This window comes from Salipiger sp. CCB-MM3 (assembly GCF_001687105.1).
Lineage (GTDB): Bacteria > Pseudomonadota > Alphaproteobacteria > Rhodobacterales > Rhodobacteraceae > Salipiger.
This window is the reverse complement of record NZ_CP014596.1, coordinates 557,814-571,219: the sequence shown is the minus strand read 5'-3', so window position 1 is coordinate 571,219 and position 13,406 is coordinate 557,814. Positions and strand designations below refer to the sequence as shown.

Annotated in this window: 12 protein-coding genes; 4 read left to right on the top strand and 8 right to left on the bottom strand. The window is 65.1% G+C overall.

The annotated features are described in order from the left end of the window. The first annotated feature begins 45 nt into the window (after positions 1-45). The gene (locus tag AYJ57_RS16485) at positions 46-699 is read left to right on the top strand and encodes a peroxiredoxin (protein ID WP_066108450.1); all 654 of its coding nucleotides are present in this window, start codon (positions 46-48) and stop codon (positions 697-699) included. Between the two features lie 236 nt (positions 700-935). After that, a complete protein-coding gene (locus AYJ57_RS16480; protein WP_066108447.1) occupies positions 936-2,507 on the top strand; it encodes a mechanosensitive ion channel family protein in 1,572 nt (523 codons plus the stop codon). 18 nt (positions 2,508-2,525) lie between these two features. Here AYJ57_RS16480 and AYJ57_RS16475 read toward each other — a convergent pair whose 3' ends face one another. Then, a complete protein-coding gene (locus AYJ57_RS16475) occupies positions 2,526-4,148 on the bottom strand; it encodes an MFS transporter (protein WP_066108444.1) in 1,623 nt (540 codons plus the stop codon). A gap of 410 nt (positions 4,149-4,558) precedes the next feature. Next, the gene (gene glyA, locus AYJ57_RS16470; protein ID WP_066108441.1) at positions 4,559-5,854 is read right to left on the bottom strand and encodes a serine hydroxymethyltransferase; all 1,296 of its coding nucleotides are present in this window, start codon (positions 5,852-5,854) and stop codon (positions 4,559-4,561) included. Between the two features lie 193 nt (positions 5,855-6,047). On the opposite strand from glyA, the gene AYJ57_RS16465 reads away from it, so the two are divergent. After that, positions 6,048-6,809, top strand: a complete 762-nt coding sequence (locus tag AYJ57_RS16465) for an NAD kinase (RefSeq protein ID WP_066108439.1) — start codon at positions 6,048-6,050, stop codon at positions 6,807-6,809. Positions 6,810-6,854: 45 nt separating this feature from the next. Here the strand turns inward: AYJ57_RS16465 and AYJ57_RS16460 are convergent, their stop codons facing one another. Then, a complete protein-coding gene (locus AYJ57_RS16460) occupies positions 6,855-8,294 on the bottom strand; it encodes a hypothetical protein (protein ID WP_066108435.1) in 1,440 nt (479 codons plus the stop codon). 140 nt (positions 8,295-8,434) lie between these two features. Between AYJ57_RS16460 and gloA2 the strand changes: the two genes are divergently transcribed. Continuing rightward, positions 8,435-8,818, top strand: coding sequence for an SMU1112c/YaeR family gloxylase I-like metalloprotein (gloA2, locus tag AYJ57_RS16455; RefSeq protein WP_066108430.1), 384 nt, complete (start codon positions 8,435-8,437; stop codon positions 8,816-8,818). Positions 8,819-8,897: 79 nt separating this feature from the next. On the opposite strand, the gene nqrF is transcribed toward gloA2, so the two are convergent. The 5 genes from nqrF to AYJ57_RS16430 are packed head-to-tail and all read right to left on the bottom strand — an operon-like array spanning position 8,898 to position 13,403. After that, positions 8,898-10,121: an NADH:ubiquinone reductase (Na(+)-transporting) subunit F gene (gene nqrF, locus AYJ57_RS16450; protein WP_066108427.1), complete on the bottom strand. Its 1,224-nt coding sequence runs from the start codon at positions 10,119-10,121 to the stop codon at positions 8,898-8,900. 19 nt (positions 10,122-10,140) lie between these two features. Then, positions 10,141-10,749 carry an NADH:ubiquinone reductase (Na(+)-transporting) subunit E gene (gene nqrE, locus AYJ57_RS16445; RefSeq protein WP_066108422.1) on the bottom strand — a complete coding sequence of 203 codons (609 nt, stop codon included), beginning with the start codon at positions 10,747-10,749 and terminating at the stop codon, positions 10,141-10,143. Continuing rightward, a complete protein-coding gene (locus tag AYJ57_RS16440) occupies positions 10,749-11,402 on the bottom strand; it encodes an NADH:ubiquinone reductase (Na(+)-transporting) subunit D (protein WP_066108419.1) in 654 nt (217 codons plus the stop codon). The genes nqrE and AYJ57_RS16440 overlap by 1 nt, the downstream gene beginning before the upstream one ends. Next, complete coding sequence (locus AYJ57_RS16435; RefSeq protein WP_066108415.1) at positions 11,402-12,211, bottom strand: Na(+)-translocating NADH-quinone reductase subunit C; 810 nt, start codon at positions 12,209-12,211, stop codon at positions 11,402-11,404. The genes AYJ57_RS16440 and AYJ57_RS16435 overlap by 1 nt, the downstream gene beginning before the upstream one ends. Beyond that, a complete protein-coding gene (locus AYJ57_RS16430; protein ID WP_066108413.1) occupies positions 12,204-13,403 on the bottom strand; it encodes an NADH:ubiquinone reductase (Na(+)-transporting) subunit B in 1,200 nt (399 codons plus the stop codon). Before AYJ57_RS16430 ends, AYJ57_RS16435 begins: the two co-directional genes overlap by 8 nt. Positions 13,404-13,406 lie beyond the last annotated feature (3 nt).

Genomic DNA, 13,406 nt, shown 5'->3' with positions numbered 1-13,406 from the left:
CGCGAGACCAAACGCCGATCACTCGGACAGGAAAGGACTATTCCAATGGCTCTTCGCATCAACGACACCATCCCGAACCTTCACGTGGTCACCGATCAGGGCGAATACGACCTGCACGACTGGATCGGCGACAGCTGGGCGATCCTGTTTTCGCACCCGAAGGACTTCACGCCTGTCTGCACCACCGAGTTCGGCGCGGTCGCACAGCTGGCCGACGAATGGGCCAAGCGCGGCACCAAGGTGATGGGCATCTCGGTCGACGGCGTCGAAGAGCACAAGAAGTGGAAAGGCGACATCGAAGCGGTGGCCGGCTCCGAAGCGGGCTTCCCGATCATCGCCGATGACGGGCTGGAAGTGGCCAAGGCGCTCGACATGCTGCCCGCCGACGCCTATCTGCCCGACGGCCGTACCCCGGCGGACAGCGCGACCGTGCGCTCGGTCTTCATCGTCGCGCCGAACAAGAAGGTGCAGCTGATGATGACCTACCCGATGTCGGTGGGCCGCAACTTCGCCGAGGTGCTGCGCGCGCTCGACGGTCTGCAGCGCACCTATGAGCAGCCGCTGGCGACCCCGGCGAACTGGGAGACCGGTCAGGACGTGATCGTCGCCTTGTCGCTCGACAACGAGGCGGCGGCGGCCAAATACGGCGAGCTGGACATCAAGCTGCCCTACCTGCGCTTCGCCAAGAACCCGGACTGACGCGCAGTTCTTAGGTACTGATTTGGGAAACCACCCGGCGGCGCCGCCGGGTGGTTTTCTTTTGCCAGTCCGCCAATCATGTGGGCGTGGCAAAGCGTGCGCTCGCGGCAAATGCGAGGAACGGCGCTTTAAAACTCCCTTGGGTGGTGTGTCTGCGCCGCTGTCCTGCTAAACTCGAAACAAGTCTTTTTGTAACTTACCAATCCATTGAAATCACGACTTGAATCGAGGCCTACATGCCGCGCGACATATTGCGACTTCTTTCCATTCTCCTGCTTTCTCTGACCGCCTGCATCGCCATCCCCGCCATCGCGCAGGAAACCGCCGATGCCCCGCCCGAGGCCGCTGCTGAAGAGCCGCCCTCCCCCGCCGAGCAAGTGATCGAAGGTGCCGAGGAACGGGGCCGTCAGGCCGCGATCAGCCGGCCAGAGGTGCTCTCGGCGGCGGGTGCCGCCGATGCACCGCTGGAGCCCGAGAGCGATGCTGCGCTGCTCACCGCGCTGGCCAATCCGTCGATCCCGTCTGACGAACTGGCGCTGCGCACGCTGCCGCTGACCGCCGCCGAGCTTTCGCAGCTGGCGCAGGCCTGGGAGGGGATCGCCAAGGGCATGACCAAGGCGGTGGTGCAAGAGCAGATGGCGATCAACGCTCGCGAGGCCAATGGCGAAGAGGTGCCGCGCGAGCGGCTGACCCAGCTTACTGAGGTCCGCAATGACGCCTTCGAGAACCTCAGCACCGTGGTCGCCGCGCTGGAAGCCAAGGGCGGCGACGAGGCCGAGGTTGCGGGCTACCGCGCCTACCGGGCGGCCATTCATGTCGACGAAACCCAGCGCGCCGATTGGCGCACGCTGCTGTCGCAGGCGGCGAACTGGGCGACGGATGAAGATGGCGGCGTGCAGCTGGCGCTGCGCGTGGCGGTCATCGTCGGCTCGCTGCTGGGTCTGCTGATCCTCGCCCGCGCGGTGCGCGGCGTGGCGCGCCGGGCGCTCTCGCGGGTACCCGACCTGTCGAAACTGCTGCAGGCCTTCATCGTCATGGTGATCTACTGGTTGACCATCGCGTTCGGGTTGATGATCGTGCTCAGCGCCTTGGGGATCGACGTCACACCGCTCTTCGCTCTGGTCGGCGGCGCGTCCTTCATCATCGCCTTCGCCATGCAGGACACGCTGGGCAACCTTGCGGCCGGACTTATGATCATGATCAACCGGCCCTTCGACGAGGGCGATTACGTCACCGTGGCGGGCACCGGCGGCACGGTGCAATCGGTGTCCATCGTCTCGACCACCGTGCTGACGCCCGACAATCAGGTGATCGTCATCCCCAACTCCAAGGTCTGGGGCGACGTGATCACCAATGTCACCGCCAGCGCCACGCGCCGCGTCGATCTGACCTTCGGCATCGGCTACGGCGACTCGATCGAAAAGGCGCAGGAGGTGCTCGAAAAGGTGGTGGCCGAGCATCCGCTGATCCTCGACGATCCGGCGCCGGTGGTGCGGGTCAACGCGCTGGGGGCCAGTTCGGTGGATTTCATCTGCCGGCCATGGGTGAACGTCGAGGATTACTGGACGGTCTACTGGGACCTCACCCGGCAGGTGAAGGAGGCCTTCGACCGCGAGGGGATCTCGATCCCCTTCCCGCAGACCGACATGCATGTGCATATGGCCAAGCCCGGCGCGCTGCCCTTCACCGAGGAGCCCGGAAAAACCGCGCCGCCCGAGGAGGGCACGCCCTATCACGCGCGCGAGGATCGGGTGACCTCGTTCCGGCGCGGCGACGAGGGCTATGACGAGGACAGTGACAACACCTGAAGCGCTAGCCGCGCCGCCTCAGATGTTGAAATCATAGACCCCGCTGCGGCGGCGCGGGATCGACTGACGCTCGATCATCCGGCGGGTGTGCGGACGCTCCGACCCGCGGTGCAGCGCCATCAGCCGCTCGAACGTACCGCCGTCGGCCTTGGTCCGGCGCGTATTATGGCGGATGTATTCGACCCATGTGGGCACGTGGTAGGTCTCTTCCCACATCCGCGGGTTCTCGAGATCGCGCATCAGCACCCAGTTCTGCGCCCCGTCCCGGATGCGCACGCGGCGGCGCTCGGCCATGATCGCAAGGAACTCCGGCACGTCGTCCGGGTCGATCTCGAACTCGGTCGAGGCGACGATCGGACCGCTGCGCATCTTCAGGTCGAGATGCAGCACCGGCTCTTTGAAGCGGTCGAGCGGCGACAGATCGAGATCGCTGTATTCCGGCAGCGGCATCTTGAACCCAATCACGGCGGCGATCGCCAGCAGCACCGCCGCGCCGCCGAGCGCCGTGCTGAGCCCCCAGCCGTCCGACACCGACCCCCAGACCCAGCTGCCCGCCGCCATGCCGCCGAAGCTGGCCGACTGGTAGAGCGCGATGGCCCGCCCGACGACCCAGCGCGGCGTCGACAGCTGCACCGTCACGTTGAACAGCGACAACGCCACGGTCCACGCCATGCCGTTGAGCAGCAGCGCGGGCAGGCACAGCAGCAGCGTCGGCGCCACCGCAAGGATCGACGTGCCGGTCACCGCTGCCAGCGCCGCGACCCGCACCAGATGCTCGTTGTCGAACCGGTCGCGCAGCCGCGCGTTGTTGAGCGCGCCGATCACCGCGCCGACGCCGAAACAGCCCAGCATGATCCCGAAGGTCGAGGCGTCGCCGCCCAGCCTTTCATGGGCGATCAGTGGCAGCAGCGACAGCACCGCGACCGATCCCAAGCCAAAGAGGAAGGCGCGCGCCATGACGTTCATCAGGTTCGGCGACATGGCGACATAGCGCAGCCCCGAGCCCACCGCGAGCCGCATCGGCTCGGGCGGCAGCGAACTGTCCGGCGGCGGCGACTTCCAGCGCCAGAGCACGGCGATCATCGGCAGATAGCTCACCGCGTTCAGCGCGAAGGCCGCCGCGGCCCCTGCCACGGCGACGATGACCCCGCCGATCGCCGGACCGACCGAGCGCATGGCGTTGAACGCCATGGAGTTCAGCGCCACCGCCGAGGGCAGATCGTTGCGCGGCACGATGTCCCCCAGCGAGGCCTGCCACGACGGGTTGAAGAAGGTCGACCCGGTGCCGATCAGAAAGGTCAGCACCAGCAGCAGCCAAGGCGTCAGCAGCTCGAACCACGCCAGCGTGCAGAGCAGCGCCGCCGAGGCCATCATAAAAAGCTGCGCGCCGATCATCACCCGGCGGCGGTCGAAATTATCCGCCAGCGTCCCGGCGAAGATCGCGAACAACATCGCCGGCACCGATACACCCGCCTGCACCAGCGCCACCATCGCGTCGCTGTCCGAGATCTGCGTCATCATCCAGCCCGCGCCCACCGACTGCACCAGCGTGCCGAGGTTCGAGGCCATCGAGGCCGTCCAGCGGGCGCGGAAGGCCGGGATGCGCAAGACGGTGAGGGGCGAGGCGGATTTGGTGGGCATGGCTCTCGGGGGGCTCTCGGGGGCTGGTCGCCGGCCCTTGGGAGCGACAGAAGCGAGGGGCCTGCCGCCAAGGTAGAGCGGTTTTTTCCCGCGTCGCCAAGGGGGCTGCGGGAAAATAGATGCGCGGCGCATGTATTTTCCGAAGGCCCCCTAATAGGAGCGAGGGGGGAGTCCGCCCGGAAGCAAGGCGAAGCCGCCGGGCCAGCGCCTGCCCGTCCCGGCGGGCTGGCGCTTTGTCACCCTTGCGCGGAGATCGTGTGTTTCACGGACATGGCGGAGATAAAGCGCCGACCCCAACCGTCGCGGCGCCATCCCACGGGCAGGCGCCCACCCGACGACCAAATCACCATAACACAACGAAAAAGAGCGGGCCTTCCGGCCCGCCCCTCAATTTCTCAATGAACCGAAGCTCAGAGCGTCGGGTACATCGGGAAGCCCTTGAGGAACTCCTGCACCTCAGCCTTCACCTTGGCTTCGACCTCGGCATTGCCCTCTTCGCCGTTGGCCGCCAGACCATCGACCACCTCGATGATCCAGTCGGCGATCTTGCGGAACTCCGCCTCGCCGAAGCCGCGGGTGGTCCCGGCGGGCGAGCCGAGACGGATGCCCGAGGTCACGGTCGGCTTTTCCGGATCGAACGGCACGCCGTTCTTGTTGCAGGTGATATGCGCGCGGCCCAGAGCCTTCTCGGTCGCGTTGCCCTTCACACCCTTGGGGCGCAGGTCAACCAGCACCACATGGGTGTCGGTGCCATGGGTCACGGTGTCGAGCCCGCCCTTGATCAGCTGATCCGACAGCGCCTGCGCGTTGGCGATCACCTGCTTGGCGTAATCCTTGAACTCGGGGCGCAGCGCCTCGCCGAAGGCCACCGCCTTGCCGGCGATGACATGCATCAGCGGGCCGCCCTGAATGCCGGGGAAGATCGCCGAGTTGACCTTCTTGGCGATGGTCTCATCGTTGGTCAGGATCATGCCGCCGCGCGGGCCGCGCAGGGTCTTGTGCGTGGTGGTGGTGGCCACATGCGCGTGCGGGAAGGGCGACGGGTGCTGACCACCGGCCACGAGGCCCGCGAAGTGGGCCATGTCGACCATCAGATAGGCGCCAACGCTGTCGGCGATCTCGCGCATCTTGGCAAAGTCGATCTGGCGCGGGATGGCCGAGCCGCCCGCGACGATCAGCTTGGGCTTATGCTCGTTGGCCAGCTCCTGCACCTGATCGTAGTCCAGCAGGTTGTCCTGCTTGCGCACGCCGTATTGGATGGCGTTGAACCATTTGCCCGACTGGTTGGGCTTCGCGCCATGGGTCAGGTGACCGCCCGCGTCGAGGCTCATGCCGAGGATCGTGTCGCCGGGCTGGATCAGCGCCTGATAGACACCCTGGTTGGCCTGGCTGCCGGAGTTCGGCTGCACATTGGCGAACTCGCAGCCGAAAAGCTGCTTGGCGCGGTCGATGGCGAGGTTCTCGGCCACGTCCACCCAATCGCAGCCGCCGTAGTAGCGCTTGCCCGGGTAGCCTTCGGCATATTTGTTGGTGAGCACCGAGCCCTGTGCCTGCATGACGGCATGGGAGACGATGTTCTCGGACGCGATCAGTTCGATCTCGTCCCGCTGGCGGCCAAGCTCGCCGGTGATGGCTGCGAAAAGTTCGGGATCACGCGACGAAAGCTCTTCGGTGAAGAAGCCGGTGTCGTTGGGCGCTGCGGTCATGGGCAAGCCTCCGGAGTGTCAAGGATTCGAGTTCCGCGGCCTGAGTAAAGGAAACCGCGCGTAACGCAAAGATGTCAAAGCGACAGCTTGCGTTTCTCTTGCGCCCTCTCTGGCGGCTGGGGAAAACTTGTGATTGTTTCGGAACGTCCCGTCAGGGACAGGAAACCGCAGGACACCCAAGGCCTTTGTCCCCATGTCGCTGAGAATTGCCTTCTGCGCCTCGCGCGCGCCCATCGCGCAGGCTGCCCATGCCGCGCTGAGCAACCGCTACGGCGACCACACCGAGCAGGGCGCGGATGTGATCGTGACGCTGGGGGGCGACGGCTTCATGCTGCAGACCCTGCACCGCACGCAGGAACTCAACGTGCCGGTCTATGGCATGAACCGCGGCACCGTGGGCTTTTTGATGAACGCCTATTCCGAGCACGGGCTGGAAGAGCGGCTGCGCGAGGCCGAAGAGGCGGTGATCAACCCGCTTTCGATGCGCGCCACCACGGTCGATGGCCGGATCCATGAGGCGCTTGCGATCAACGAGGTCTCGCTGCTGCGCACCGGTCCGCAGGCCGCGCGACTGGCGATCCATGTGGATGGCAAGCTGCGCCTGCCCGAACTGGTGTGCGACGGCGCGCTGCTGGCCACCCCTGCTGGCTCGACCGCCTACAACTACTCGGCGCATGGGCCGATCCTGCCCATCGGCTCCGAGGTTCTGGCGCTGACCGCCGTTGCGGCCTTTCGGCCGCGGCGCTGGCGCGGGGCGCTGCTGCCGAAGGCGGCGGAGGTTTGCTTTGAGGTGCTCGAGCATGAGAAGCGCCCGGTCATGGCCGAAGCGGACAGCCAATCGGTGCGCGATGTGGTTCGGGTCGATATTCGCTCCGAGCCGACCGTCGCGCATCGCGTGATGTTCGATCCGGGCCATGGGCTGGAAGAGCGGCTGATCCGAGAGCAGTTCGTCTGATCAGGCAGTCGGTGTCCCGTTGCCCTTCGGACCGCTGCGCCTCTCTCATGCCGAGGCGTCCAGCTCTGGCTGACTGTGCAGAAGCGCCAATTCGTCCGCTCCCCAGCTGGCCACGCCGATGGCAGCGCTCTGGCTGACCCCTTCGAAGCGGATCGAGCCGCTGCCGATCTGCAGCAAAAGGCTGTCGCCCTCGCGGCTGAAGGACCAGTCTTCGGTATCCTCACCCAGTTGCACGACCACCTCGCTGCCCGGCGCCAGAGTGACCGTGTCATGACCGTCACCCGCCCCATAGCGCAGCGCAATCGTCCCGCCGCCGAGCACGAGGGTATCGTCGCCCGCGCCTGCCTCCAGCGCGATCGCCTCTGCGACGGTGACCGAAAGCACATCGTCCCCTGCCCCGCTGTGCACATCGGCGGTCGTGCTGCGCGCAGCCAGGAACCGTGCCTCAACCGTATCGCCAAGGCTCCAAGGCTCGGCAGGATCAGCGCTCAGCCGCGAGACCTGCGAGGCGCCGACCACCGCATTGATGCTCACCGCGTCCCGGCCCGCCCCGGTATAGATGCCGCCGAGCAGCCCCGCCTTCAGGGTCACCACATCTTCGCCACTGCCGGTATAGAGCGAGGTGATGCTGTGCGCCGCGATACTGACGGCATCGGCCCCGCCCCCAGTGTAGGCCGAACTCACCTCGCGCGCGGTGATCGTGAGTGTATCAGCGCCCGCTTGGGCCAGCGTGCGTGGTCCGGGATCGGTGTATATATCCGCTACACTCTCGGCGGCGATGCTCAGCGCGTCGCTGCCAGCGCCGGAGTAGATGCCACGAACCGACCCGGCGACCATCGCCAGCGCATCATTGCCGCCCCCAGTGTAGACCTGCCTCACCTCTTCCGCCCGCACCGCCAAAGCATCATTGCCACCCTGAGCGCTCGCCGCGCCGCCGTCGGTGTGGATGTTCTGGACCCGCTGCGCCTCTACCGTCACCGCATCATGCCCGGCACCGATATAGAGCGCCGCGACTTGGCCGGCCCTGATCGAGAGTGCATGGCCCGATGACGATCCAGCGGCGGCGAGCTGACTGCCGCTGCCCGCCGTTGCCCCAGATGCACCGCCGGAATAGATGGCCACGCCGTTGCCTTTCCTGCCGCCTTGCAGATGCGCCAGCGCGCGCGCCATCCGGCGCATGCGGATCCGGATGCGTCCCAAGCCGCGCTCTCGGGCGTCGGCCAGTCCGCGCTCGCGCGTATCTGAAGCGCCGTTCCTCGATTGCGGCGCATCGCTTTCAGCGCGGGCCTCGCTCCGCGCTTCGGCCCCGCGCAGCAGGCTCGCGCGGTCCCCTTCTACGTCGCCGCCCACGCCAGCAGCACCAATAGACAGGACGCCAACCTCTGCCCCGTCTGGCCCGGCGCGGGCGCTGAGGCTGGCAAGCTGCAACTGCGCGAGCCAAACTGTGCTCGACCCATAGTGCGCACCGGACGTTTGCAGGCTCATCTCGCGGGCTCCTTTTCCGGCAAGCCTGCGCCAAAGCTCTGAACGTCTGGTAAATTTCCCCGCCCCGGCTGTTTCGCATTGGAGGCACCTCGACGAGGGCCCATAACGGGCACCAAGCTAAGACGCCGGAAAGGACCACCATGCTGCACGGCCTTCATCACGTGGCGCTGATCTGCGGCGACTACGCCCGCAGCCGCGCCTTCTATGTGGACCTGCTGGGCCTCACGGTGATCGCCGAGACCCACCGCGCCGAGCGCGACAGCTGGAAGCTCGACCTTGCGGTGCCCGGCGGCGGACAGCTGGAGCTGTTCAGCTTTCCCAACCCGCCGGAGCGGGTCTCGCGCCCCGAGGCGAAAGGGCTGCGCCACCTTGCCTTCACCGTGGCCGACATGGACGCCGCCGTTGCGCGGCTCGAGGCGGCGGGCGTCGCTGTCGAGCCGGTGCGCGTGGATGCGCTGACCGCCAAGCGGTTTACCTTCTTCGCCGATCCCGATGGCCTGCCGCTGGAGCTTTACGAGGGCTGAGGCGGCGACGCCCCGGAGCCCCCACAAAAGCAAAAGGCGGGGCCAAGACCCCGCCTTTCGTTTTGTCCGAACTTTCGGCTCAGCCGCCGAAGTCGTCGAGCATGATGTCCTCTCGGTCCACGCCCAGATCCAGCAGCATGTTGATGACCGACTGGTTCATGATGGGCGGACCGCACATGTAGAACTCGCAGTCCTCGGGGGCCGGGTGGTTCTTCAGATACTCTTCGTAGAGCACGTTGTGGATGAAGCCGGTGTAGCCCTTCCACTCGTCCTCGGGCAGCGCGTCCGACAGGGCGACGTGCCATTCGAAGTTGTCGAACTCTTTGGCCAGTTCGTCGAAATCCTCGACGAAGAACATCTCGCGCTTCGAGCGGGCGCCGTACCAGAAGGAGATCTTCCGATCGCGGTTCTCGAGCCGCTTGAGCTGGTCGAAGATGTGCGAGCGCATCGGTGCCATGCCCGCGCCGCCGCCGATGAAGACCATTTCCTTCTTGGTGTCGCGGGCGAAAAACTCGCCGAACGGACCCGAGATGGTGACCTTGTCGCCGGGCTTGAGGTTGAAGATGTAGGACGACATCTGACCTGCCGGGATGCCGGTCGAGCCCGGCGGCGGCGACGCCACGCGGACGTTGAGCATGATGATGCCCTTTTCGTCCGGGTAATTGGCCATCGAGTAGGCGCGTTCGATCGGCTCTTCGACCGTCGACTCGTACTGCCACAGGTTGAACTTGTCCCAGTCGCTCCGGTACTCCTCGGCGACGTCGAAGTCCTTATACGACAGCTTGTGCGCGGGCGCCTCGATCTGGATGTAACCACCGGCGCGGAAGTTGACGTCCTCGCCCTCCGGCAGTTTCAGGACCAGCGCCTTGATGAAGGTGGCGACGTTCTCGTTAGAGATGACCTCGCATTCCCATTTCTTGACGCCGAAGACCTCTTCGGGAACTTCGATGTCCATGTCCTGCTTGACCGCGACCTGACAGGACAGGCGGTCGCCGCAGGCGGCCTCACGCTTGGTGATGTGGCTCTCTTCGGTGGGAAGGATCGACCCGCCGCCCGAATGCACGCGCACCCGGCACTGGGCGCAGGTGCCGCCGCCGCCGCAGGCGGAGGGCACAAAGAGCTTTTGACCGGCGAGGGTCTGCAGCAGCTTGCCGCCGGCGGGGACCGAGATGGTCTTTTCGCCGTTGATGGTGATGTTGACGTTCCCCGTCGACACCAGACGCGAGCGGGCGGCCAGAATGATGGTCACCAGCGCGATCACGATCAGGGTGAAGAGGATGACGCCGAGACTGAAAGTTTCCATTGTTCTTTGTCCTCCTGCCTCAGAGTTTCACGCCGCTGAAGGACATGAAGGCCATGGCCATCAGACCTGCGGTGATGAAGGTGATGCCCAGCCCCTGAAGTCCGTCGGGAATGTCCGAGTACTTCAGTTTCTCACGCACACCGGCCATCGCGGTGATCGCCAGCGCCCAGCCGAAGCCCGACGAGACGCCGTAGGTCAGGCTCTCGGCGAAGTCATACGAGCGCTCCACCATGAACAGCGAGCCACCAAGGATGGCGCAGTTCACGGTGATCAGCGGCAGGTAGACACCCAGCGCGTTGTAGAGCGGCGGGAAATACTTATCGAGCACCATCTCGAGGATCTGCACCAGCGCGGCGATCACCCCGATGTAGGAGATCAGGCCGAGGAAGGTGAGGTCGATGTCGGGAAAGCCAGCCCATGCCAGCGCGCCCGGCGCGAGAAGATAGTCGAGGATCAGGTTGTTGGCGGGCACGGTGATCGCCTGCACGATCATCACCGAGACCCCAAGACCCATGGCCGTCGAGATCTTCTTCGACACGGCGATGAAGGTACACATGCCGAGGAAGAACGACAGCGCAAGGTTCTCGACGAAGACCGCCTTTACGGCGAGTGAGATGAGACCTTCCATCAGTGCGCCTCCACGCTCTGGATCTTGTATTCACGCTCTTCGACCTGACCCGGTTTCCAGGCACGGATCGCCCAGATCAGCAGGCCGATCACGAAGAACGCCGAGGGCGGCAGCAGCAGCAGGCCGTTGGGCACATACCAGCCACCGTTGTTGACGGTCGGCAGGATGGTGATGCCGAACAGCGAGCCCGAGCCGAAAAGCTCGCGGATCACGCCGACGACCATCAGGATCAGGCCGTAGCCGAGGCCGTTGCCCAGACCGTCCACAAAGCTGGCACCCGGCGGGTTGCTCATGGCGAAGGCTTCGGCACGGCCCATCACGATGCAGTTGGTGATGATCAGGCCGACGAAGACCGACAGGGTCTTCGAGATCTCATAGGCATAGGCCTTGAGCAGCTGGTCCACCACGATCACGAGGCTCGCGATGATCACCATCTGCACGATGATCCGGATCGACCCGGGGATCTGGTTGCGCAGCATCGAAATGAACATCGACGAGAAGGCGGTCACCAGCGTCACCGCGATGGCCATCACCAGCGCCACCTTCAGCGAGGAGGTCACGGCGAGCGCCGAACAGATGCCAAGCACCTGCAGGGTGATCGGGTTGTTGTCGATCAGCGGATCGACGAGCTGGGATTTGCGGGTCTGGGCCATCAGATCTCTCCTGCCTTAAGCCGCTCGAGGAACGGGCCGTAGCCCTGTTCACCCATCCAGAAGCGGACAAGGTTGTCGACACCGCGCGAGGTCAGGGTCGCCCCGGCCAGCGCATCGATATAGTACTCGCGGCCCGCTGCGGGCGGCTGCTTGGCAACGGTGATCTGCAGCGTGCCGTCTTCGTCACGCAGCTTCTTGCCGTTCCAGAGCGCCTTCCAGCGCGGGTTGTCCACCTCGGCCCCAAGGCCGGGGGTCTCGCCCTGCTGGTAGAACTGCAGGCCGTAGATGTCGTTGCCGTTCTCTTCCAGCGCGATGAAGCCGTAGAGCGTCGACCACAGGCCGTAGCCCTCGATCGGCAGCACCACCTTGTCGATCTCGCCCGCGTCGTCGCGCAGGATATAGACCATCTGGAAGATCTGCTGCGAGCCGCCAAGGCCCGCCGGGTCCTCGTCGAGCGCACGCACCAGAGCGGGATCACCCGAGGTTGCAAGCTCTTCAAAGGTCGCGACGTCATACTCGTCGGTGAACTCGCCGGTGTCGAGTTCGAGCACATGCGGCTCGAAGGACTTGAAGGCTTCGGCGATGTTCATGCCGGGCTCGTAGACGCCGGCCACTTCCAGAACGTTCCGCTGCTTGTCGCGCAGGCGGTTGGTGTCCTGTACCGGGCGCAGCGAGACCGCCGCAGCCGACACGATCATCGACGCCACGAGGCAGAGCACCACAGCCACGGTCACCGTCTTGACGGTGGAATCCGGCGGCATGTCCAGAAAACGGCGGATCATGCCCTTGTTCGCATTGGTGTCAGACATTGCGCTTGGCCCTCCGTTTGATGTTGGCCTGAACGACGAAGTAGTCGATCAGCGGCGCGAACACGTTGCCGAACAGGATCGCAAGCATCATGCCCTCGGGGAAAGCCGGGTTGATGACACGGATCATCACAACCATGAAACCGATCAGCGCGCCGTAGATGTAACGCCCGAAGTTAGTGTGGCTGGCCGAGACCGGCTCGGTCACCATGAACACGAGGCCGAAGGCGTAGCCGCCGATCACCAGATGCCAGTACCACGGCATGGCGAACATCGGGTTGCTGTCGGACCCAATCAGGTTGAGCAGCGTCGAGAAAGCGATCATCCCGCCCAGACAGCCGACGATCAGGCGCCAGTTGGCGATCTTCGTGGCAAGCAGGAAAGCCAGACCGATCAGGCAGGCCAGCGTCGAGGTCTCGCCGATACAGCCCTGAATCGTGCCGATGAAGGCGTCCATCCAGGTGATGCCGTGCTGCGGCAGCGCGGCGACGCCGTCGCTTGCACCCACCGCCAGCGCGGTTGCGCCCGAGAAACCGTCAACCGGGGTCCAGATCGTGTCGCCCGACATCTGCGCCGGATAGGCGAAGTAGAGGAACGCACGTCCGACCAGTGCCGGGTTGAGGAAGTTCTTGCCGGTCCCGCCAAAGACTTCCTTGCCGATCACCACGCCGAAGATGATGCCGAGCGCGACCTGCCACAGCGGCGCAGAGGCCGGCATGATCAGCGCATAAAGCATCGAGGTCACGAGGAAGCCCTCGTTCACTTCGTGGCCGCGCACGACCGCGAAGATCACCTCGAAGATGCCGCCCGCGATCAGCGTCACGATGTAGATCGGCAGGAAATACAGCAGCCCGTGCAGGATGTTGGCCAGCGGGTTGGCCGGGTTGAACCCGATGCCGAGCGCGTCGATGATCGCCGCGCGCCAGCCCGATGCGCCGTATTCGGTGATCGCCATGTTGGTCTGCAGACCGGTGTTGTACAGGCCGAAGAGGATACAGGGGATCGTCGCGATGACCACATAGGTCATGATCCGCTTCATATCGATGTACGAGCGGGCGTGCGGCGCGGCGGTGGTCACCGTCTTCGGGGTGTAGATAAAGCTCTCCACCATCTCGTAGACGGGGAAGTACTTCTCGAAGCGGCCGCCTTTTAGGAACTGCGGCTCGATCCGATCAAAGAAATTGCGAAGACCCAAGGC